This window comes from Amycolatopsis sp. NPDC101161 (assembly GCF_044768185.1).
Lineage (GTDB): Bacteria > Actinomycetota > Actinomycetes > Mycobacteriales > Pseudonocardiaceae > Amycolatopsis.
Map to the genome: position 1 here is coordinate 339617 of NZ_JBIWPI010000002.1, position 19899 is coordinate 359515.

A 19899-nucleotide genomic window follows, 5' to 3' on the forward strand; every position below is an offset into this window, starting at 1 on the left:
ATCGCGATCCGAAGGTTTTCGATGGCTGCGATAGAATCGGCGAATGCCTACGCTGCGCGCGCTCGAGTGCCTGGTCGCGGTGCTGGACGCCGGGTCGATCACCGAAGCGGCCGCGCGGCTGCACCTGTCGCAGCCCGCGCTGTCCCACCAGATCGGGGCGCTCGAACGGGAACTGGGCACGCCGGTGCTCGAACGCCTGCCGCGCGGGGTCCGGCCGACCGCCACCGGACGCGCGGTCCTGGCCGACGCGCGAGCCGCACTGGCCGCCGCGGAGCGCGTGGTCCGGACCGGCCGCGCGGTGGCCGCCGGCGGCGAAGGCACGCTGCGGATCGCGTGCGCGGAAAGCATGACCGCCGGCCTGCTCGCGCCCGTGCTGCGGGCCTGGCACCGGCACCGCCCCGGCGTGCTGATCACGCTGACCGAGACGACGAGCGCGGACGCGCTGGTAGCGGCGTTGGAAGCGGGCGAAGCGGACGTCGCCGCCGGGCCGCGGCCGACCCACTGGACCGGGCACACCGAGCTGGTCGGACGCGAGGAGGTCGTCGTCGCCCTGGCCGCCGACCACCCGCTCGCCACCCGGGCGGCGGTCCCGATGGCCGACCTGGCCGAGTTGCCGGTGGTGCACTACCACCCGGACAACGGCCTCGGGGGCTGGCTCGACGAGGAGGCGGCGCGGCGCGGAACCGTGCTGAGCGCGGTGATGCGGACGAAGCAGGCGGCGACGGCGGCGCAGCTCGCCGCGGCCGGGCTGGGCGTCGCGCTGGTCCCGACGACCGCGCTGACCCGCACGTTCCCCGGCGCGCTGCGACGGCTGAAGCCCGCTCTGCACCGGGACGTCGTCACGTTCACCGCGACGCCGTCGGATCCACTCGTCCGGCGGTTTTCCGCGGACGTAAGGCACCGCGGGATCGCCCTTCCGGGCGTCCTCCAGGACAAACTCTCCTCAACCCCTCGTTAAGTCCTCGTGAATGTGACAGATTCCCTACGAAGGTTTTGTGCCATCAGGACGAACTTCTCTCCGCCACCCCGATTTCGCTGTGCTATTCGCCAAAGTTTGGTTCCATCGGATAGCTTGCTCCTACCGGTCAGTACCGGTGGGTGGGGCCGATCGGGTGAGGCGATCAGCGAAGATCGAGGGAAGCGGGGACGCACCATGGCGAAGCACCGGCCACGTCGCAAGAGCTCGCGGACGGTTCGCCGGGCCGCGGCCGCGCTCGCGGGCGGGGCGCTCGTCGTGCTGCCGACGCTGACCACCGGCCTGCCGACGCCGGTCGTGGTCGCCAACGCCGGGGACACCCTGCCGGACCAGGCCGCCGCCCCGCTGCAGCCGCCGAACATCGTGATGCCGCCCGTCGCCGTCGACGGCAGCCTCCCGCAGCCGCCGCTGCCCACCCCGCTGGTCGTGCCCGGCGGGCGCGCGGGCTCCGCGGGCATCTCCGGGCCGCTCGGCATCCCGGCGAGCATGCTCAAGGCGTACAAGAACGCCGCCGACATCCTCGCCAAGGAGCAGCCGAACTGCCACCTGGACTGGGCGCTGATCGCCAGCATCGGCCGGATCGAGTCGAACCACGCGCGCGGCGGGTACGTCAACGCCAACGGCGACACCCTGGAGCCGATCCTCGGCCCGGTGCTCAACGGCGCCGGCGCGTTCGCCGCGATCCCGGACACCGACGGCGGCAAGTACGACGGCGACGCGGTCTGGGACCGCGCGGTCGGCCCGACCCAGTTCATCCCGTCGACGTGGCGCGGCTACGCCTCCGACGGCAACGGCGACGGCGTGTCGAACCCGAACAACATCTACGACGAGACCCTGGCCACCGCGCGCTACCTGTGCTCGGGCGGGCTGGACCTGTCGACGGACGCCGGACAGCGCCTGGCCGTCCGCCGCTACAACAACTCGCAGTCCTATGTGGACACAGTGATGGCGTGGGCCGCGGCCTACCGCGGCGGGGTGGCCCAGCTGCCCGACAGCGAGGTCCCGATCGGCACGCCGAACGCCCCGGACGCGGCCGCCGCGGGCGGCCCGGTCGGCGCGCCCGCCCCGCCGGCGCCGCCGGTGGTCGCGCTGCCGCCGGGCTCGCTCCCGGTCACCACGACGACGCCGACCACCACGCCGTCGTCGTCCTCCACGCCGACCACCAAGCCGGGCACGCCCACGACCGCCCCGACGACGACCCCGCCGCCGTCGTCCACGACCACCACCACGCCGCCGCCGGCGACGACGCCGACCACGCCGGCGACCAGCTCCGCGGCGCCGACCAGCACCGCCGCCGGCTCGGCGAGCACGCCGACCGAGTCCACCACGACCAGCCCGACCGGGTGAGCCCGGTGGAGCCGTTCCTGGTGCACATCCGCTGCGACACCGACGGCTACACCCACGCCGTCACCGAGGACGAGTTCGCGGCGGGGCGGCACGACGGGCGGTTCCGCGCGGTGTGCGGGCACGTGGTGCTGGCGGCGCCGATGATCGAGGCCCCCGGCCGGTTCGACCCGATCTGCCGCGACCTCCTGCGCGACGCGCCCGAGCCGTCGGTGCCCCGCCAGGAGCGCCGCCGGTCGAGGTGGCGGACCCGCCGCTAGCCGACCATCGCCTGGATGCCGTCGAGCATGCGGTTGAGGCCGAACTCGTACGCCGCTTCGCCTTGGCCCTTCGGGCTGTCGTCGAAGCCGCCGCCGAGCCAGATCCGGTTCATCGCCGGGTGCGCGTCGACCACGAAGTAGTTCTCCCAGAACGACGAGCGCTGGTGCCACCACGCCTCGGTCGACTGCCCGGTGCTGCGCTCGAGGCGGGTGTTCTCCGCGCCGAGCGCCGCGTTCGCGTCGACGTACGTGCCGATCCCGTTGGCCGCCGCGACGGCCTGCCGCGGCGGCAGCCCCAGACCGTCCATGATGGACAGCAGGTACTCCTGCCCGGCCAGCTGACCGGGCCCGAGCGGCGGCCGGACCCGCGAAACCTCGCACAGCCACGGATGCTTGCGGTACGCCGCGTGCGTCCGCTCCGCGTACAGCGCCACCTGCGCGCGCCAGTCCGCCGGCCGCGGCTCGCCCGGCCCGGGCAGCCGGCGCTCGACGAGCACGTCGTCGACCATCAGGTCCACCAGCTCGGCCTTGCCGGGGACGTACGTGTAGAGCGTCATGGTGCCGGCGCCGAGCTCCTTGGCGACGCGGTGCATCGACGCGGCCACCAGCCCGTCGGCGTCCGCGACCGCGATCGCCGCGGCGACGATCCGCTCGATCGTCAGCGTCGGGCGGCGGCCCCGGGTCGGCTCGGCCGCGCCGCCGCGGGCGCGCCAGAGCAGCGCGAGCGTCCGGTCCACGTCGTCGGCACCAGTGCGTTCGGCGGTCATGCGCTCCCCTCGCTCCCCGCCGGTGATCCTACCCGGCCCACCCGTCCCACCTGGCATTCTGGACGCATGACCCGACGCAAGCCGCCCAAGGTCTCCTTCCGCTGGTGGGTCGACCGGCAGATCGACGAGGCCCGCGACCGCGGCGAGTTCGACGACCTGCCCGGCACCGGCAAGCCGCTGCCGAAGCCCACGGGCAACGACGCGGCGACCGACTGGGTGCTGCGGCAGGTCCGGGCCGGCGGCCACGACACCAAGGCGTTGCTGCCGCCGGCGCTCGCGCTCAAGCGCGAAGTCCAGGACCTGCCCGGCCGGCTCGCCGCCGAGCGGACCGAGCAGCAGGTGCGGGAGGTCGTCGACGACCTCAACCTGCGGATCCGCCAGGCCTACCTCAACCACCACACGGGCCCGCCGCTCACGGTGGCGCTGGTGGACGTCGAGGAGGCCGTCGCGGACTGGCGGCGCTCACGAGCCGCGTCGTAGCAACGCCCGTTCCGCCGCGGTCCACGCCGTCGTCGTGAGCAGGTAGATCCCGGCCGCCTGCGGCAGGACGAGCGTCGCGAGCACGGTGCCGTACGGCAGCAGCCGGATCAGCCTGCCACCCGGCACGCCGTCGGCGGCCTGCCGGTTCTGCCGGACCGAGAACCACGCGACCACCGCCAGCCCGGCGGCGATGACGAACACGAGCGGGCCGCCCGCGAGGCCGTGCGCACCCAGCGGCGTCCCCAAGAGGGTCGCGCCGAGCAGCGAGTTGGGTTCGCCGCCGATCACCGGCGTCGTGAAGAGCCGGTACATGACCGTGAAGAACGGCAGCTGCAGCAGCATCGGCAGGCAGCCGGTGAACAGCGAGGTCCCGGACTCCTGCTGCAGCTTCGTCACCTCCGCGGCGAGCCGGTCCCGGTCACCTCCGTGCTTCGCTTGCAGCGTCTTGATTTCCGGCAGCAGGGTGGCCCGGACGCGCTCGCCGCGCGCGGCCGACCGGGCGAGCGGGTGCAGCAGCAGCCGCACGCCGAGGGTGAACAGGACGATCGCCAACGCCGTGGAGAACGGGCCGGTCAACGCGTGGATCAGGTGGTACGCGCCTTCGACGGGCACGTCGAGAAAGCCGAACATGGGCAGCACTCCGCATGAGTGGAAGGGGTGTGGGTGAGCGGAATGGCTGCGTCGAAGAGGTTCCTACGCAGCCGTGCTGCGGGAACCGGGTGCTCGTGGCCTGCTGCGTCCGGGGGCGCCGGGGTCGCGCAGGCGGATCGACTCGGCACGCCGCGCGCGGCGGCGCAGGGCGGTCGCGCGGCTGCGCACCGGCGCCGACCAGACGGCGAACTCGCCGCGGTGGGTGCTGCCGACCAGCAGCACGACCAGGAGGCTCGCGGCGGCGATGGAGGCGAAGGCGACCAGCGCCGTCGGGCTCGAGACGACGGGGAACGCCAGCTCCAGCAGTGTGTTCACGGCGGTCGTCCCCCTATCCTCCGAAACCCCAGGGTAGCGGAATCGCGACCCCGGGCGCCGGGGGTAAGAGCCCGATGGGCTGTAACCTGGTTCGATGAGAGGCCAATTCGTCGTCGTGCCGATCCTGGCGCTGATCCTGCTGTTCACCGTGCCCTGGTGGACGCTCGTCCTCGCGCCGGACTGGGGCACGGCGGCCACGGTCGCCGGCACCGCGGTGTTCGCGCTGGGCCTGGTCACCATGCCGGTCGCGATGTTCCGCGGCCACGCGCGGCACCAGGACGGCGCCGCACGCGTCGGCGACTCGCTGCTGGCCGTGATCTGGGTCCTGTTCAGCTGGTCGATCCTGAGCCTCGTGCTGCGCGCCGCGCTGCTCGGCGTCGACGACCCGCTGCGCTCGCGGATCGTCGCGGCCGCGACGTTCGTGGTGGCCGCCGGGCTGCTCGTGCACGGCAACCGCGTCGCGATGCGCGTGCCGCCGGTGAAGGCGACCGACGTCGTCATCCCGCGGCTCGGCCCCGGCCTCGACGGCCTGCGCGTGGCCGTGCTGACCGACACCCACTACGGGCCGATCGACCGGACGAAGTGGTCGGAGGAGGTCGTCGCGGCGGTCAACGCGCTCGAGGCGGACGTCGTCTGCCACGCGGGCGACCTGGCCGACGGCGCGGTGGCCGAGCGCCGCAAGCAGGTCGACCCGCTCGGCGGCGTCCAGGCCGCGCTCGGGCGGTTCTACATCACCGGCAACCACGAGTACTTCGGCGAGGCCCAGGCCTGGCTCGACCACATGGAAGGGCTCGGCTGGGAGCCGCTGCACAACCGTTCGGCGCTCCTGGAGCGCGACGGCGACCGCATTGTGTTCGCCGGCATCGACGACCCGACCGGGTCGGCGTCCGGCCTGCCCGGCCACGGTCCCGACCTGGCCGCGGCGCTGGCGGACGCCCCCGCCGACGTCCCGGTGGTCCTGCTGGCGCACCAGCCGAAGCAGGTCGAGCAGGCGCGCGAAGCCGGCGTCGCGCTGCAGATCTCGGGGCACACGCACGGCGGGCAGATCTGGCCGTTCCACCTCCTGGTGCGGCTGGACCAGCCGACGCTGTCCGGGCTGACCCGGCACGGGCCGACCCAGCTGTACAACAGCCGGGGGACGGGGTTCTGGGGTCCGCCGTTCCGCGTCTTCGCGCCCAGCGAGATCACGCTCCTCACGCTGCGCTCCGCCTGACTCGAAAGCCACGAAGGGCACCTTCACGGCTGGCAACCCCGCCACCGACAACTTTTTTTGTCTTGACAGTTTCGATCGTCGGATGCCAAGCTGTCCGCCATGACCACCACAACGCTTCCCACCAGCACCTTTTCGACCACCCGCGCGCTGCTGACCTGCGGGATCCTCGCCGGCCCCGTCTTCGTCACCACCGGGGTCGTCCAGGGCCTGACCCGCGCCGGCTTCGACTTCACCCGCCACCCCGCGAGCGTCCTGTCCAACGGGTCGCTCGGCTTCGTCCAGATCGCGAACTTCCTGGTCACCGGCCTGCTCGCGATCGCCGCCGCGGCCGGGATCCGGCGCGTCCTGCCGGGCCGCTGGGGGCCGAGACTCCTCACGGTCTACGGGATCGGCCTGCTGTGCGCGGGCGTGTTCCGCGCCGACCCGCAGGACGGCTTCCCGGCCGGCACGCCCGCCGGTCCGCCGTCGACGATCAGCTGGCACGGCACGCTGCACTTCGCCGCCGGCGGTGTCGGGTTCCTCGCCCTGGTCGCGGCCTGCTTCGCGATCGGCTCGCACCTGACGCCCGCGCGAGCGTGGTACTCGCGGCTCAGCGGGTTGCTGTTCCTCGCGGGCTTCGCGGGCGTAGCGTCCGGGTCGACGAGCCCGGTCGTCATCCTCGGCTTCTGGGCGGCCGTGGTGATCGCCTTCGCGTGGCTCGCCACCACGTCGACCCACCTGCTGTCGAGAGGAGAGTCCCGATGAGCACGACGGTTTCCGCCGACGGCACGAAGATCGCCTACACCCGCGCCGGGTCCGGCCCCGCGCTCGTCCTCGTCGACGGCGCGATGTGCTACCGCGGCTCGTCCCCGAACGACGCGCTCGCGAAAGAGCTGGCCGCGCACTTCACGGTGTACACCTACGACCGGCGGGGACGCGGCGAGAGCACCGACACCGGGCCGTACGCGGTCGAGCGCGAGGTCGAGGACCTCGCCGCACTGGTCAAAGAAGCCGGCGGCGAGGTGTTCCTGTTCGGCACCTCCTCGGGTGCGGCGCTGGCGCTCGAAGCGGCCCGCAGCCTCCCGGTGACGAAGCTGGCGCTGTACGAGCCGCCGTTCATCGTCGACGACACGCGCCCCCGCGTCCCGGCCGACTACCCGGCCCGGCTCGACGCGGCGCTCCGGGAAGGCAAGCGCGGCAAGGCGGTCAAGATGTTCATGACCGAAGGCGTCGGCCTGAGCGGCACGACGGTGGCGCTGATGCGGATCATGCCGTTCTGGGCCAAGCTCAAGCGCGTGGCCCACACGATCCCGTACGACGCGGCGCTGGTCGACGGCCGCCAGTCCGGCGAGCCCCTCCCGGCGGCGTGGCCGGACGTGAAGGTCCCGGCGCTGGTGGCGGACGGCGGCAAGAGCCCCGACTGGATGCGCAACGGCGTGGCCGCGCTGGCCAAGGTCCTGCCGGCGGCGGAGTACCGGACGCTGCCGGGCCAGACGCACATCGTGAAAGCCGCGGCGCTGGCCCCGGTCCTGAAGGAGTTCTACCTCAAGTGACGAACATCCGGATCCTCGACGCCGACATCACCACCCTCGAAGTCGACGTCGTCGTCAACGCCGCCAACTCTTCGCTGCTCGGCGGCGGCGGGGTCGACGGGGCCATCCACCGCAAGGGCGGCCCCGAAATCCTCGCCGCGTGCCGGAAGCTGCGGGCCGGCCACTACGGGAAAGGCCTCAAGACCGGCCAGGCCGTCGCCACCACCGCCGGGACCCTGCCCGCGAAATGGGTCGTGCACACCGTCGGCCCGGTCTGGTCGAAGACCGAGGACCGGTCCGAGCTGCTCGCCGACTGCCACCGGAACGCGCTGAAGGTGGCCAACGAGCTGGGGGCCAAGACCGTCGCCTTCCCGGCCATCTCCACCGGCATCTACCGGTGGCCGCTCGACTCGGCCGCCGAGATCGCGCTCACCACCGTCAGCCAGGCCGACGCCGGTGGGATCGAGGAGGTCGTCTTCGCCCTGCGCGGCGCCGAGGCCATGGCCGCCTTTCGGGCTCGTCACAACTCCCTTGCCTGAGCGATCACCGGGCGGGCAGGGTGCAGGCGTGCCCACCCGCGCCCTGGTCTTCGACTTCGACGGGACCCTCGCCGACACCGAGTCCGCCGTCCTGCAGTCGTGGCGGGAGCTCTTCCTCGACCACGGTGTCGAGCTGCCGATGGAAGCCTGGTACGCCGTCATCGGGACGCAGCACACCACGCCCGCGATGTTCAGCCTGCTCGCCGAGCACGTCCCCGGCATCGACCCCGAAGCGCTGCGGCCGAAGACGAAAGCCCGCGTCTTCGAGCTCCTCGACGAGCTCGGCCCGCGTGAAGGCGTCCGCACCTACCTCGAGGACGCCCGTCAGCGAGGCCTCAAGCTGGCCGTCGCGTCCAGTTCGTCGGGGGCCTGGGTGAACCCGCACCTCGACCGGCTCGGCATCGCGCCCTACTTCGACGCCGTCCTCACCGGCGACCTCCACAAGGCCAAGCCCGACCCCGACCTCTACCTCGCCGCCCTGGACGCGCTCGGCACGACCGCGGAAGAGACCATCGCCTTCGAGGACACGCCCCACGGCGTCACCTCGGCCAAGGCCGCCGGGCTGACCTGCGTCGCGGTGCCGAACGCCATCACCGAAAGCCTCGACTTCGGCCAGGCCGACGTCGTGCTCCCGGCGTTCACCGCCAAGCCCCTGGAGGCCCTGCTCACTCGCTGAGCAGCGCGACCAGCCGGTCCAGGAACGGGAGCTGGCCCTTCACCAGCTTCTCGCGCGCGACGTCGAGCGAGAACCACGAAACCCGGTCCAGCTCGGGGAACTCCTGCTGCCGCCCCGAGCGCGGCGGCCACTCCATGGTGAAGGTCCCGGGCACGACCGACGCCGGATCGAGGTCGGCCTCGACGGCCCACGCGGTCACAACCTTGCCGCCGGACTGCTTCACCTCGCCCAGCGGGACGTACTCCCCCGCGGGCGCGGGCAGGCCCAGTTCCTCTTCGAACTCGCGCCGCGCTGCTTTCTCGGGTGGCTCGTCGGGGTCCAGCTCACCCTTGGGCAGCGACCAAGCCGCCGCGTCCTTCTTCGCCCAGAACGGCCCGCCCATGTGCCCGAGCAGCACTTCGACGTCCTCGCCCCGCCCGCGGTGGAGCAGGAGCCCGGCACTGCGTTTGCCCGCCATCGGCACAGTGAACCTCATCCGCCTGTCGGCGGAGCACCGGCCACCCCTCGTGCGCTGACCTGAGTGGCGGTGAGGACCGGACGGCCGGCGGCTTCGTCGAGCCGGTCGGCGATCGCCGCCGTGTGCAGCGCGGTCTCGGGCAGAACCACGGCTTGGGACTCGTCGTGTGGGCAGGACCGGACCAGCGCTTCGATTCGTTCGCCGGTCCACTCGGGAGCATCGGCGTCGAGTGCTCACTTGTGGTGGCCGACGCCGTGCTCGCCGTGCAGGAAGCCGGCGCTGGCACGGCGAAGATCGCCGCGTCGAACCCGGGGAGTGCGGGGATCACGTCACCCGGCCGGTCCCCGAAACCCGGCCGAGATTTTTTCCGCGACGCTGTCGATCCGGCGAGAACTCACTCGACGCGTAGGCAGAAGGCAAGGAAGAACCCAGGGAAGGAACCCGCCATGACCACCACCGCCCGCGAGACCCAGACCCGGACCGCCGCCACCAAGACCACCCCGGTCACCGGCATCGTCGTCGGCGCCTCGCGGATCGTGATCTCGTTCCTCTTCGGCTTCCACGGCCTGCAGGGATTCGGCTTCTTCGGTGGCATCGACGGCCAGGGCGGCGGCGTCCCGTTCGGCTCGTTCCCCGGCTGGTGGGGCAGCGTCCTCGAACTCGTGGGCGCGGCGCTGCTGCTCGCCGGGCTCGCCAGCAGGCCCGCCGCGCTCCTGCTGTCCGGTGTGATGGCCTACGCCTACTTCACCGTGCACGCGCCGATGGGACTGCTGCCCCTGCAGAACATGGGCGAGCCCGCCGCGGTCTACTCGTGGGTCTTCCTGCTGTTCGCCGCGATCGGTCCCGGCCGCCTCGCGCTCGACAACCTGCGCAAGCGCTGAGAGAAGACGCGCGGTCCGGTCTAGTAGCCGCCCTGGGCGGCCGCCAGGTCGGACCGCGCCATCACGTGTTCCATCAGGCTGGTCAGCACCTGCTTGGTCGACTCCCGCTCACGCGCGTCGCACAGCAGGAGCGGGACGTCCATGCCGACGTCGAGCGCCTGCCGGACCTCCTCGGTGCCGTAGCGGTACGCGCCGTCGAAGCAGTTCACGCCGACGACGAACGGCAGGTTGCGGCGCTCGAAGAAGTCCACCGCCGCGAAGCAGCTGTCCAGCCGGCGGGTGTCGGCCAGCACGACCGCGCCGAGCGCGCCCTCCGCCAGCTCATCCCACATGAACCAGAACCGGTCCTGCCCGGGCGTGCCGAACAGGTACAGGATCAGGTCCGGGTTGATCGTGATGCGGCCGAAGTCGAGCGCGACCGTCGTGGTCGTCTTCTGCTCGATCCCCGAGAGGTCGTCGACACCCTCGGACGCGGTCGTGATGACCTCTTCGGTACGCAGCGGCGGCACTTCGCTCACCGAGCCGACCATCGTGGTCTTGCCGACCCCGAACCCGCCGGCGATGAGTACCTTGACCGCGGTCGCGGTCAGGTTCCGCCGGGGGTCAGAGTTTCCGGATGCCATCAAGGACCGCCTGCAATACGTGTCGGTTGGGGGATTCCTGGGCCGGTGCCGCGGTACGGAACAGCACCAGGTTCTGCTCGATGAGGTCGCTGAGCATCACCTTGACGACCGGCAGCGGCAGGTCGACGCGGGCGGCGACCTCCGCCACCGAGACCGGCCGCTGGCACAGGGCGATGATGCGCGCGTACTCCGGTTCGAGCATGCCCGCTTCGTGCGCCGTCCGCAGCGCCACGACGAGCGTGATGAGGTCGAGCCCGAGCGTGTCCGACCGCGTGCGGCCGCCCGTGACCGCGTAGGACCGGACCAGGGGGCCGGCCTCGTCGTCGAACCAGGCTTCGTGCCGTCCGCTCATGGCGACGTGGGCAGGACGCCGGCGCCGGTGCGCGGGGCCGAGGTGAGCACCTGGCCGACGCGCTTCACCATCAGGTTCATCTCGTACGCGACGAGGCCCATGTCCGCGTCTTCGCGGGCCAGGAGCGCGAGGCAGGCGCCCCGGCCGGCCGCCGTCACGAACAGGAACGCGTGGTCCATCTCGACCATCGTCTGCCGGACGTTGCCGCCGCCGAAGTGGCGGCCGGTCCCGCGGGCGAGGCTCTGGAACGCCGAGGCGACCGCCGAGAGGTGCTCGGCGTCCTCCTCGGACAGGTTGCCCGACCGCCCGATGAGCAGGCCGTCCGAGGACAAGACCACCGCGCGGTCCGCCCCGGCGACCCGCTTGACGAGGTCGTCCAGCAGCCAGTCGAGCTCACTGACGTTGGCCATTAGTCGCGCTCTCCGTACCTGTCGTCGTTCTCAGCCGGTTCTTCGTCACGGGCCCGGCGGGTGCCCTGCTGGAAAGCGGACAGCCTGCTGCGGGCGGCTTCCGGCGAGTCCAGCCTGACCTCTTCGCGTTCCTGTGCGGGCCTATCTTCCCGCAGCTGGGGAACGAGGCTCTGCTGGCGTCGCCGTTGCGGCAGCGGCGGGCGGCCGGGGGCCTCCGGGCGGCGCGGCTGCGAAGGCCGGCCTTCGGGCACCGCGGGACGCGGCTCCGACGGCGGCCACACCGGCTGCTGCGCGGCCGGGCGGGCCGGGCGCGACGTCCGGGCGGGCGGCGCGGCCGGGCGCACCGGCGCGACCGCCGGCTGCGCCTGGGTCGGCTGGCTGACCGGCTCCGAGACGGACACGGACCCGACCGGGACCGGCGTCGGCGCGGACGGCGGCTGCGCCGGGGCCGGCGGCGCGACGGGTGCGACCGGCTCGGGCTGGGTCACCGGGGCCGGCGGCTCGGTGCGGTGGCGGGCCGGCCGGCGGACCGGCCGCCGCAGCGGCGCGACCTCGTCGTTCACCGGCTCCGGCTCGACCGGGTTCGGCACGAGCTCCGGCTTCGGCGGGGTGATCGGCTGCTCCGGCTCGGACTCCGCCAAGGGGGCCAGCAGGTCGGTGCGCACCAGCACGATCGCCCGGGTACCGCCGTAGGCCGACTCGCGCAGGTGCACCTGGATGCCGTGGCGGGCCGCCAGCCGCGCGACCACGAACAGGCCGAGGCGCGGTTCGTCGGACAGGGCCATGATCCCGAAGTCCGGCGGGTTGGCCAGCATCGAGTTGATCTCTTCGGTCTGGTCCGGCTCGAGCCCGAGGCCCTGGTCCTCGACCTCGATCACGACGCCCTTGCCGACCACGTTGCCGCGCACCTCGACGCGCGACTGCGGCGGCGAGAACGACGTCGCGTTGTCGATCAGCTCGGCGAGCAGGTGCACGAGGTCGCCGACGACCGGGCCGCGGATGGCGATCTGCGGCAGCGCGGCGGTCTTGACCCGGGCGAAGTCCTCGGTCTCGGCGGACGCGCCGCGGACCAGCTCGGCGAGCCCGACCGGGTTGCGCCACTGCCGGCCCGGCTGCCCGCCGCCGAGGATGATCAGGTTCTCGGCGTTGCGGCGGGCGCGGGTGGAGAGGTGGTCGAGCTGGAACAGGGTGTCCAGCTGCTCCGGGTCCTCCTGCTTGCGCTCGGCCTGGTCGAGCACCTTGAGCTGCCGGTGCACGATGACCTGGCTGCGGTGGGCGATGTTGAGGAACACCGTCTTGGTGCCCTCCTTGATCTTCGCCTCGTCGATCGCGGCCGCGATGGCGGTCTGCTGCGCCTTGTTGAACGCGTCGGCGACCTGGCCGATCTCGTCGGTGCCGTGGTCGAGGAAGTGCCCGCCCTCTTCGAGGTCGACGGGCTCACCAGCCTGGACCCGGGCGACCAGCTCGGGCAGCCGGACCTCGGCCGCGTCGAGGGTGTCCTCGCGCAGCCGGTGCAGGCGGCCGATGAGCCGGTTCGACAGCCGGACGGCGACGAACACCACGAAGACCGCGAACAGGACCGCGATCACGCCGGCGATCAGCGACTCGGTGAACGTCGAGTCGGCGTCGTCGATCGCGGCCTGGCTCGCGTTCGAGCTCTGCGCCACGAAGATGCCCATCAGGGCGTCGCCGACCTGGCGGGCGGCGGTGCGCCACTGGTCCTGCGCCACCGGCAGCTTCGACAGGTCACCGCGCAGGAAAGCGGTTTCGACCTGGGTCACCGTCTGCCACGGCTGGCTGGCCAGCAGCTGGTCGTACTTCGCCTTGACCTCGGGGATCATCTTCGGCGCCGACGCGTCGAGCTGCGCGTGGTAGGCACCGACCTGGCCGACGTAGGTGCGGAACTCGTCGTTGCCGAGGCCGCCCGCGGCCAGCCCGGCCGCGGCGAGCGCGTCACTGCGCTGCATCTCGTCCGCGGCGGTGAACATCGGGATGGCGGTCAGCCGGTCGAACGCGTTCTGCGCGCCGCGGGCGTTCTGCGCCAGCCCGGCGACGCCGTCGGTGAACTGGTCGATGATCTTGTTGTAGTAGCCGAAGGCCTGCAGCATCTGCATCTGGCCGCCGTCGACCGCCTGGCGGGTCTGCGGCAGCTGCTGGAACAGCCCGAAGAACGTCGCGATGTTCTTCTGGACGCTCGGCGGCGTGCCGTTGTAGTCGGCGAAGTTGTCGCGGAGGTTCTCGATCTCCTTCGCGGCGGTCGCGTCGACCTTCGGGCGGACGGCCGCGAGCACGGCCCGCTGGTTGCCCTGGCCGGCCAGCAGGCTCAGCGTCGCCTGGCGCTCCTGCTGGATTGCGGCGAAGAACGGGATCGCCGGGGCTTCCGAGTTGCGGATCTTGGTCGTGTAGTCGCGCGCGGTGACCGCGTCGTAGATGAGGTAGCCCGCGAGGGCCACGCCGACCAACAGCAAGGCAACACTGGGGATGAGCGCGATCGTGAGCACGCGCTTCCGAATCGAGGATCCCCGGTTGCGTCGAAGAGAAATCTGCTTCACCTGGGTCCGTTTTCCTTCCGGCAGTACATGGTTTCGGGTCGCCCGAGGCGGTCAACACCCGGATTCCGACCAGCCGGATCAACATCACCGTGGTCTGCTTCGCCCGCGACGACGGTATGCAGCCCCGTAGGGCGCGTCAAGTCCGTGGCGAGAACGTGATCTTGGAACGGTGACCCGTCCACACTTGCTGCCTGCGCTTGGAAAGTCCACCACCGAAAGTCGTGACGTTCGTCCCAGGGCGACTTCCGTTTCGCCCCTTGGGTGCACGCTCTTCGATGGGGCGATCGACCCGGCGCTCCGGCGGGGACGCCCTACGTACGGAACGGCCGGATGGTTCGGTGAGAAAGGTCACGAGCGGACCACGGCGACCGGGGCCGCCTCCTTCGTCCGGGGTTCGCGGGCTCCGCAAAGCGGAATTGCGTGGCATTCGCCACCCTCACCGCGGATTCACCGGACGGCGAGACGAAATTCCCGCTATTCCGCATGCGCGGTGGTTCGACCACCGCGAGTGGCACCCCGAACGCCCTGGAACCGGTTCCGCGGGCGTCAGCCCGGGAACTCGTCCGCGAGGGTGTTCCAGAACTGCAGTTCGTAGCTCTGGAAGAGCCGGGCGTAGAGGTGGGCTTCGCGTTCGTCGAGCCGGTGCGCGTCGAGGCCCGCCTGGATCGCGGCGAGCGCTTGTTCTTCAATTTCCGGAACGTCCGCCGCGAAGAAGTCGAAGAACGCGCACGCGTCGTCGCCGAAGCCGTAGTGCCGGCGCATGCCCGCGGCGACGTCCTTGCAGTACCGGCCGAAGGCGGCGAAGTTCGCGAAGATCCCCGCCGCGGTCGCCGACGACTCGCCGTTCAGCGCGAGCCACGCGACGTACGCGGGGTAGACCTGGCAGCCGGCGCGCGGCCGTTCCTTCCCGTGGTCCGGACCAGCGGCCGCTTGCAACGCGTCGAGCATCCCGTTCGCCTGCTGCTCCCCCGGCGCGAGCCCGCCGAAGAAGGTCCGCGCGTTCGGCTCGTCGGCGCGGGCGGCGAGCGCGTGGAAGCTGCGCCAGTCGGACAGCGTGATCCGCTTCTCCTCCGCGGCGAGCGCGGCGAACACCGCGCGCGGCGCGCGGCCGGCGGTGATCAGCGGGACGAGCCGGTTGTCGCCGTCGTGCGGCGCGAGCTCCGCCTGGATCTCGTCGAGCAGTTTCCGAGCCGACCGCGTCATCGTTCCCCCCTGGAAGTCCTCCTCCATTGAACCGGAGTTCGCGCGCCGGCGCCCGTGTGCACTGTGGACAGTCGTGGGGACCTGACCGCGTGAGCCGGTGTGAAGGGGACGTTTGGCGTGGCCGCGATTCTCTATCCACCTCGGCGGGGAGCCAATACAGTGTGGCCATCTTCAGCACCGAGGAGGCCAGCGTTGACCACCCCGTCCGTCGCCGAGCAGACCGAAGGCCTGACGATCCCGCGGCTGCTGCACCGCAACGCGGTCGACTACCCGGACCTGCCGGCGATCACCTCGCTCGACATCGAAGGCAAGCCGACGCTCAGCTGGCTGGAGTTCCGCACCGCGATCGCCGAGGTCTCGCGCGGCCTCGCCGGGCTCGGGCTCGCCGCCGGCGACCGGATGCTGATCATGGCGCCGGGCTGCCCGGACCACATCATCGCCGACCTCGCCGCGACGCACCTGTCCGCGATCCCGTGCACCGCCTACGCCACGCTCAGCCCGGACCAGATCCGGTTCGTCGCGCGGCACAGCGCGGCGCCGGTCGTCGTGCTCGGCGGGGAGAGCGAGCTGGCGCGCTGGCGGCAGGTGCTCGACGACCTCCCGGCCCTGCGCCACATCGTCGTCATGGACGAGTCGGCCATCCCCGAAGGCGACGACCGCTTCGACTCCTTCGCCGACGTGCGCGCCCAGGGCCGGGAAGCGCTTGCCGCCGACCCCGGCGCCTTCGAGCGGTCCTGGCCGGAGATCAAGCCGGACGACCCGCTGTCGATGATCTACACCTCCGGCACGACCGGCGACCCCAAGGGCGTCGTGCTGTCGCACCGCAACGCGATCCACCAGGCGTACGCGGTCACCGAGCTGCACCACCCGCCGATGCACGCGACGAACATCGCGTACCTGCCGCTCGCGCACATCGCCGAGCGGGAGCTGTCGATCTACCTGCCGATCGTCTGGGCCGGGCACGTGCACACGCTCGCCGACCCCTCCGGCGTCGTCGGCGCGCTCGGCCAGGTGCACCCGGAGAGCTTCTTCGGCGTCCCGCGCGTGTGGGAGAAGATGGTCGCGGGGCTGAAGAACATGCTCGGCGGCGTGCCCGAGGACCGGCGCACCGCGTTGCTGCAGGCCAACGAACTGCTGCAGCAGGGCTACAAGCTGCGCAGCGCCGGGCAGCCGGTGCCCGAAGAACTGGCCGAGAAGATCCGGCAGACCGACGAGACCGCGCTCGCCCCGATCCGCGCGCTGCTCGGGCTCGACAAGGTGCTCGTCGCCTCCAGCGGCGCGGCCGCCCTGCCGGTGGAGATCATCTACTTCCTGGCCGGCCTCGGCGTCGAGATCTGCGAGGTCTGGGGCCTGTCCGAGACGACCGGCGCGGCGACGTCGAACTCCGGCGAGCACTTCCGCGCGGGGACCGTCGGCAAGCCCCTCGCCGACGTCGAGGTGAAGGTCGCCGAAGACGGCGAGCTGCTGGTGCGCGGCCCGATCGTCTTCCTCGGCTACCTGCAGGAGGACGGGACGATCGCCGACGCCACCGACGCCGACGGCTGGTACGCCACCGGTGACATCGGCACGATCGACGAAGACGGCTTCGTGACGATCACCGACCGCAAGAAGGAGCTGATCATCACCTCGAGCGGCAAGAACATCGCGCCGACCCGGGTGGAGGGCCTGCTCAAGGAGCACCCGCTGATCGGCCAGGCGGTCGCGATCGGCGACGACCGGCCGTACGTGACGGCGCTGATCGTGCTCGACGACGAGATCGCCCCCGGCTGGGCCGCGGCGAACGGCGTCGAAGCGGCACCCGACGAGCTTGCCGACCACCCGGCCGTGCGGGCCGAGCTGGAGCGCGCGGTCGAGTCGGCCAACAGCAGGCTCGCGCGGATCGAGCAGATCAAGCGCTACCACGTGCTCCCGAAGGCGTGGACGCCCGAGTCCGGCGAGCTGACCCCGACGCTCAAGCTCAAGCGCCGGGTCATCAACGACCGCTATTCGGCCGACATCGAGGCCCTGTACGCGGCGGCGCGCGAGCCCGCCGCGGGCGCCTAGGCGGTCCGGGGCGAGGTCGACTCCGTCCACTTGCGCAGCCGCGGCGGGACGCGCTTCTCCAGGCCGTAGTTCTCCAGGTGGGCGGAGAAGACCTCGTCGAACGCCTTCTGCACCGTCTCGGTGTCCCACACCGGGCGCTCGAGGATCGGCTCCTTGAGGAACGGCTGGCCCATGACGTGCAGCTGCGGGCCGTTGCACCGGATCATCTGGCCGGTGATGCCGTGCGAGCCCTCGCCCAGCAGGAACAGCACGACCGGCGCGATCCGCGACGGCGTGCGGTCCGGCGGGCACGCGCGCAGCGAGCGTTCGGACTTCCACACCATCCGCGTGTGCGCGAGCGGGCAGACGGCGTTGACGCGGATGCCCTGTTCTTCGAGGTCGAGCGCCCACGAGTAGGTCAGCGACGCCACCGCGCCCTTGCTCGCCGCGTACACGCCGAGCTTGCGCTGCCCGAGCGAGGCGCCCGAGGAGATGTTGACGATCGAGCCGCCGGTGCCGGCGTCGACCATCGCCTTGATGGCGGCCAGGCCGGTGTTCACCACGCCCATGACGTTGACCTGGACGAGCTCGCGCGCCTGCTCGGCGTCGTCCTCCCAGGGCAGTGCCTCGTAGTTCAGGCCGGCGTTGTTCACCAGCCCGTCGATCCCGCCGAACTCCTTGACGCAGAGGTCGACGATCTCCTGCGCCTCCCCGGCCTCGGCGACACTGTGCCCGCTGGCCACGGCGCGGCCGCCGTGCACGCGGATGTTCTCCGCCGTGCGCTCGGCCAGTTCGACGTCGATGTCGTTGACGACCACCGACCCGCCCGCCCGCGCGACGTGCACCGCGAACGCCTCGCCCAGGCCACGGCCGGCACCGGTCACCACGACCGCCTTGCCCTGCATCAACCCGTCCATCGTCGTCTCCCCGCTCTGCGGCGCGCCGGCATTGGCGCGGTCCGTCCACCCCGGCCGGCTCTGACATCCAGTCTTGGCCCATCCGGCCCAACGGGGCAGCGCCACGACGACGAGCGGCCGTCGCCCTGCGCCGAGCGAATCCGGTTCGATCAGCCCGGAGGTACCCGCGGGCCGGTCACGGCCGATCACCGGGACCCGGGAGCGGCGTAACCCGATCGGCTCCGAAGGGAACCGGGACGCGCGTTCCGGTGACACCGGCGCGTAATCGGCGGCATACTGTCAGTGCTTCCGGGCGGCCGAGTGTGACTCCCCCGGACGGGGTCGTCACGCGCGAGGCACAATGCGAACGATCCATTCACTCGATCGGGGGACGGTGGTTACGAGGTGACGACGCGCGCGACCCCCCGGTTCCGGGCCGTCCTGGCCAACCGCGAGTTCCGCGCGCTGTGGTTCGCCGAAACGCAGTCGATGCTCGGCGACCAGCTGACCATCGTCGCGCTGGCCATCCTGATCTTCGACCGGACCGGGTCACCGCTGCTCTCCGCCGTCGTCTACGCCCTGACGTTCCTGCCCGCGCTCGCCGGCGGGCTCGGGTTGTCCCAGCTCGCGGACCGGTTCCCGCGCCGCGCGGTGCTCGTGTCCGGCTCGCTCGCGCAAGCCGTGCTGATCGGGCTGATGGCCGTGCCCGGGATGCCGATGGGCTGGCTGTTCGTCCTCTTCGTCTTCGCCCGGCTGGCGAACGCGCCGGGTAACGCGGCGCAGAACGCGCTCGGCCGCGAGATCTTCGGCGACGACGACGTCTACCTGCAGAGCCAGGACCTGCGCGGGATCACGAACAACACCGCGATGCTGGCCGGCCTGGCCGTCGGCGGCCTGCTGGTGACCGGCGTCGGCACGTCGTGGGCGCTGGCGATCGACGCGCTGACGTTCCTCGTCGCCGCGGTCACCGTGCGGCTGGCGGTGCTGCGCCGACCGGCCGCCGGGGACGGCGGCACCCCGTGGTTCGGCGCCATCCGGCAGGTTTTCGGCGACGAACGGCTCCGGGTGCTGCTCTACCTGTCGTGGCTCGTCGGCCTCGCGGTGATCCCGGAGGGCCTCGCCGCGCCGCTCGCCGCACAGCTGGGCGCGGGCGACCAGGCGGTGGGGTGGCTGCTGGCGGCCGATCCGCTCGGCTTCGTCGTCGGGACGTTCCTGCTGTCGCGGTTCGTCTCGACGGAGCACCGGCGCCGGCTGCTGGGGGTGCTGGCCGCGCTGCCGCTGGCCGCGCTCGCGGCGTTCGCGCTGCGGCCGAACCTGGCTTTCGCCCTGGTTCTGCTCGCGCTGGCCGGGGCGACCGGCGCGTACGTCATCACGGTGACCGCCACGTTCATCACGTGGATCCCCAACGAGATCCGGGGCAGCGCCGGCGGGCTCTACCGGACGGGGCTGCGGGTGGCCCAGGGTGTGGGCGTCGGCATCGGCGGGCTCGTGGCCCAGTGGCTCGGTTCCGCGCACACGACCATCGCGCTGGCGGGCGCGGTGGGACTGCTGCTGGCGGTCCCGGTCGCGGTGTCCTGGCGCCGCGTCGGCGGCACCGAACCGGAACCGCGGCGGTCATGAGCGGGACGGATCACCAGTCACGGTTGGCCATCGGGTGCCACCTCTCTGTGCTGCCAAGATCATGAATGGCATTCGCGGACTTCACGGGCGACAATTCGCGGATGGTTCACCAGTCGCGGTTGCTCATGGGGGACACCTCCATGCGGGGACA

General features: G+C 72.1%; 23 protein-coding genes. 12 read left to right on the forward strand and 11 right to left on the reverse strand.

Annotated features, from left to right (window positions below; translation table 11 throughout):
• Positions 1–43: 43 nt before the first annotated feature.
• The 3 genes from ACIRSS_RS12595 to ACIRSS_RS12605 all read left to right on the forward strand — a co-directional run bounded on the left by ACIRSS_RS12595 (position 44) and on the right by ACIRSS_RS12605 (position 2580).
• A complete protein-coding gene (locus tag ACIRSS_RS12595) occupies positions 44–958 on the forward strand; it encodes a LysR substrate-binding domain-containing protein (protein WP_400894019.1) in 915 nt (304 codons plus the stop codon).
• A gap of 195 nt (positions 959–1153) precedes the next feature.
• Positions 1154–2323, forward strand: a complete 1170-nt coding sequence (locus tag ACIRSS_RS12600) for a lytic transglycosylase domain-containing protein (protein WP_400894021.1) — start codon at positions 1154–1156, stop codon at positions 2321–2323.
• Positions 2324–2328: 5 nt separating this feature from the next.
• Positions 2329–2580: a hypothetical protein gene (locus ACIRSS_RS12605; RefSeq protein WP_400894023.1), complete on the forward strand. Its 252-nt coding sequence runs from the start codon at positions 2329–2331 to the stop codon at positions 2578–2580.
• Here ACIRSS_RS12605 and ACIRSS_RS12610 read toward each other — a convergent pair.
• The gene (locus ACIRSS_RS12610) at positions 2577–3347 is read right to left on the reverse strand and encodes a TetR/AcrR family transcriptional regulator (RefSeq protein WP_400894025.1); all 771 of its coding nucleotides are present in this window, start codon (positions 3345–3347) and stop codon (positions 2577–2579) included. The genes ACIRSS_RS12605 and ACIRSS_RS12610 overlap by 4 nt on opposite strands.
• A gap of 66 nt (positions 3348–3413) precedes the next feature.
• Between ACIRSS_RS12610 and ACIRSS_RS12615 the strand changes: the two genes are divergently transcribed.
• Positions 3414–3827 carry a DnaJ family domain-containing protein gene (locus tag ACIRSS_RS12615; RefSeq protein ID WP_400894027.1) on the forward strand — a complete coding sequence of 138 codons (414 nt, stop codon included), beginning with the start codon at positions 3414–3416 and terminating at the stop codon, positions 3825–3827.
• Here the strand turns inward: ACIRSS_RS12615 and ACIRSS_RS12620 are convergent.
• Together ACIRSS_RS12620 and ACIRSS_RS12625 are read right to left on the reverse strand one after the other, a co-directional pair.
• Positions 3810–4457, reverse strand: coding sequence for a YidC/Oxa1 family membrane protein insertase (locus tag ACIRSS_RS12620; protein WP_400894029.1), 648 nt, complete (start codon positions 4455–4457; stop codon positions 3810–3812). The two genes, ACIRSS_RS12615 and ACIRSS_RS12620, sit on opposite strands and share 18 nt — an antisense overlap.
• A gap of 63 nt (positions 4458–4520) precedes the next feature.
• Positions 4521–4793, reverse strand: coding sequence for a DUF6412 domain-containing protein (locus tag ACIRSS_RS12625; RefSeq protein WP_400894031.1), 273 nt, complete (start codon positions 4791–4793; stop codon positions 4521–4523).
• Positions 4794–4887: 94 nt separating this feature from the next.
• On the opposite strand from ACIRSS_RS12625, the gene ACIRSS_RS12630 reads away from it, so the two are divergent.
• The 5 genes from ACIRSS_RS12630 (at position 4888) to ACIRSS_RS12650 (ending at position 8732) form a co-directional block, all read left to right on the forward strand.
• Positions 4888–6006: a metallophosphoesterase gene (locus ACIRSS_RS12630; protein ID WP_400894033.1), complete on the forward strand. Its 1119-nt coding sequence runs from the start codon at positions 4888–4890 to the stop codon at positions 6004–6006.
• Positions 6007–6105: 99 nt separating this feature from the next.
• Positions 6106–6750, forward strand: coding sequence for a DUF998 domain-containing protein (locus tag ACIRSS_RS12635; RefSeq protein ID WP_400894035.1), 645 nt, complete (start codon positions 6106–6108; stop codon positions 6748–6750).
• Positions 6747–7538 carry an alpha/beta fold hydrolase gene (locus ACIRSS_RS12640; RefSeq protein WP_400894036.1) on the forward strand — a complete coding sequence of 264 codons (792 nt, stop codon included), beginning with the start codon at positions 6747–6749 and terminating at the stop codon, positions 7536–7538. The genes ACIRSS_RS12635 and ACIRSS_RS12640 overlap by 4 nt, the downstream gene beginning before the upstream one ends.
• A complete protein-coding gene (locus tag ACIRSS_RS12645; protein WP_400894038.1) occupies positions 7535–8056 on the forward strand; it encodes an O-acetyl-ADP-ribose deacetylase in 522 nt (173 codons plus the stop codon). The genes ACIRSS_RS12640 and ACIRSS_RS12645 overlap by 4 nt, the downstream gene beginning before the upstream one ends.
• A 28-nt stretch (positions 8057–8084) precedes the next feature.
• Positions 8085–8732: an HAD family hydrolase gene (locus ACIRSS_RS12650; RefSeq protein WP_400894040.1), complete on the forward strand. Its 648-nt coding sequence runs from the start codon at positions 8085–8087 to the stop codon at positions 8730–8732.
• On the opposite strand, the gene ACIRSS_RS12655 is transcribed toward ACIRSS_RS12650, so the two are convergent.
• Together ACIRSS_RS12655 and ACIRSS_RS12660 are read right to left on the reverse strand one after the other, a co-directional pair.
• Positions 8722–9189: an NUDIX domain-containing protein gene (locus ACIRSS_RS12655; RefSeq protein ID WP_400894042.1), complete on the reverse strand. Its 468-nt coding sequence runs from the start codon at positions 9187–9189 to the stop codon at positions 8722–8724. The genes ACIRSS_RS12650 and ACIRSS_RS12655 overlap by 11 nt on opposite strands.
• A gap of 14 nt (positions 9190–9203) precedes the next feature.
• Entirely contained in the window at positions 9204–9338 is a 135-nt protein-coding gene (locus tag ACIRSS_RS12660) for a hypothetical protein (RefSeq protein WP_400894044.1), read from the reverse strand.
• A gap of 297 nt (positions 9339–9635) precedes the next feature.
• Here ACIRSS_RS12660 and ACIRSS_RS12665 point away from each other — a divergent pair, with 297 nt between their 5' ends.
• Positions 9636–10070, forward strand: coding sequence for a DoxX family protein (locus ACIRSS_RS12665; RefSeq protein ID WP_400894046.1), 435 nt, complete (start codon positions 9636–9638; stop codon positions 10068–10070).
• Positions 10071–10090: 20 nt separating this feature from the next.
• Here ACIRSS_RS12665 and ACIRSS_RS12670 read toward each other — a convergent pair whose 3' ends face one another.
• From ACIRSS_RS12670 to ACIRSS_RS12690, 5 genes are all read right to left on the reverse strand, one after another.
• A complete protein-coding gene (locus ACIRSS_RS12670; RefSeq protein WP_086674902.1) occupies positions 10091–10693 on the reverse strand; it encodes an ATP/GTP-binding protein in 603 nt (200 codons plus the stop codon).
• Positions 10674–11045: a DUF742 domain-containing protein gene (locus tag ACIRSS_RS12675; protein WP_155541361.1), complete on the reverse strand. Its 372-nt coding sequence runs from the start codon at positions 11043–11045 to the stop codon at positions 10674–10676. Before ACIRSS_RS12675 ends, ACIRSS_RS12670 begins: the two co-directional genes overlap by 20 nt.
• Positions 11042–11455, reverse strand: a complete 414-nt coding sequence (locus ACIRSS_RS12680; RefSeq protein ID WP_372664208.1) for a roadblock/LC7 domain-containing protein — start codon at positions 11453–11455, stop codon at positions 11042–11044. The genes ACIRSS_RS12675 and ACIRSS_RS12680 overlap by 4 nt, the downstream gene beginning before the upstream one ends.
• The gene (locus tag ACIRSS_RS12685) at positions 11455–13956 is read right to left on the reverse strand and encodes a nitrate- and nitrite sensing domain-containing protein (RefSeq protein WP_400894048.1); all 2502 of its coding nucleotides are present in this window, start codon (positions 13954–13956) and stop codon (positions 11455–11457) included. The genes ACIRSS_RS12680 and ACIRSS_RS12685 overlap by 1 nt, the downstream gene beginning before the upstream one ends.
• Positions 13957–14553: 597 nt before the next feature.
• Positions 14554–15210: a transcriptional regulator gene (locus tag ACIRSS_RS12690; protein ID WP_400894050.1), complete on the reverse strand. Its 657-nt coding sequence runs from the start codon at positions 15208–15210 to the stop codon at positions 14554–14556.
• A gap of 192 nt (positions 15211–15402) precedes the next feature.
• Between ACIRSS_RS12690 and ACIRSS_RS12695 the strand changes: the two genes are divergently transcribed.
• Positions 15403–17253, forward strand: coding sequence for an AMP-dependent synthetase/ligase (locus tag ACIRSS_RS12695; RefSeq protein WP_400894052.1), 1851 nt, complete (start codon positions 15403–15405; stop codon positions 17251–17253).
• Here ACIRSS_RS12695 and ACIRSS_RS12700 read toward each other — a convergent pair.
• Positions 17250–18149, reverse strand: coding sequence for an SDR family NAD(P)-dependent oxidoreductase (locus ACIRSS_RS12700; protein ID WP_400894054.1), 900 nt, complete (start codon positions 18147–18149; stop codon positions 17250–17252). The genes ACIRSS_RS12695 and ACIRSS_RS12700 overlap by 4 nt on opposite strands.
• Before the next feature lie 384 nt (positions 18150–18533).
• Between ACIRSS_RS12700 and ACIRSS_RS12705 the strand changes: the two genes are divergently transcribed.
• On the forward strand, positions 18534–19748 hold the full coding sequence (locus tag ACIRSS_RS12705) for an MFS transporter (protein ID WP_400894056.1): 1215 nt from the start codon (positions 18534–18536) through the stop codon (positions 19746–19748).
• The last annotated feature ends 151 nt before the right edge of the window (positions 19749–19899 follow it).

Excerpts from the sequence above, each read along its gene's own strand:
- ACIRSS_RS12595 (WP_400894019.1), top strand. The coding sequence starts at position 44 with ATGCCTACGCTGCGCGCGCTCGAGTGCCTGGTCGCGGTGCTGGACGCC.
- ACIRSS_RS12600 (WP_400894021.1), top strand. The coding sequence starts at position 1,154 with ATGGCGAAGCACCGGCCACGTCGCAAGAGCTCGCGGACGGTTCGCCGG.
- ACIRSS_RS12610 (WP_400894025.1), bottom strand. The coding sequence starts at position 3,347 with ATGACCGCCGAACGCACTGGTGCCGACGACGTGGACCGGACGCTCGCG.
- ACIRSS_RS12615 (WP_400894027.1), top strand. The coding sequence starts at position 3,414 with ATGACCCGACGCAAGCCGCCCAAGGTCTCCTTCCGCTGGTGGGTCGAC.
- ACIRSS_RS12620 (WP_400894029.1), bottom strand. The coding sequence starts at position 4,457 with ATGTTCGGCTTTCTCGACGTGCCCGTCGAAGGCGCGTACCACCTGATC.
- ACIRSS_RS12630 (WP_400894033.1), top strand. The coding sequence starts at position 4,888 with ATGAGAGGCCAATTCGTCGTCGTGCCGATCCTGGCGCTGATCCTGCTG.
- ACIRSS_RS12635 (WP_400894035.1), top strand. The coding sequence starts at position 6,106 with ATGACCACCACAACGCTTCCCACCAGCACCTTTTCGACCACCCGCGCG.
- ACIRSS_RS12640 (WP_400894036.1), top strand. The coding sequence starts at position 6,747 with ATGAGCACGACGGTTTCCGCCGACGGCACGAAGATCGCCTACACCCGC.
- ACIRSS_RS12655 (WP_400894042.1), bottom strand. The coding sequence starts at position 9,189 with ATGGCGGGCAAACGCAGTGCCGGGCTCCTGCTCCACCGCGGGCGGGGC.
- ACIRSS_RS12665 (WP_400894046.1), top strand. The coding sequence starts at position 9,636 with ATGACCACCACCGCCCGCGAGACCCAGACCCGGACCGCCGCCACCAAG.
- ACIRSS_RS12670 (WP_086674902.1), bottom strand. The coding sequence starts at position 10,693 with ATGGCATCCGGAAACTCTGACCCCCGGCGGAACCTGACCGCGACCGCG.
- ACIRSS_RS12675 (WP_155541361.1), bottom strand. The coding sequence starts at position 11,045 with ATGAGCGGACGGCACGAAGCCTGGTTCGACGACGAGGCCGGCCCCCTG.
- ACIRSS_RS12680 (WP_372664208.1), bottom strand. The coding sequence starts at position 11,455 with ATGGCCAACGTCAGTGAGCTCGACTGGCTGCTGGACGACCTCGTCAAG.
- ACIRSS_RS12690 (WP_400894050.1), bottom strand. The coding sequence starts at position 15,210 with ATGACGCGGTCGGCTCGGAAACTGCTCGACGAGATCCAGGCGGAGCTC.
- ACIRSS_RS12700 (WP_400894054.1), bottom strand. The coding sequence starts at position 18,149 with ATGGACGGGTTGATGCAGGGCAAGGCGGTCGTGGTGACCGGTGCCGGC.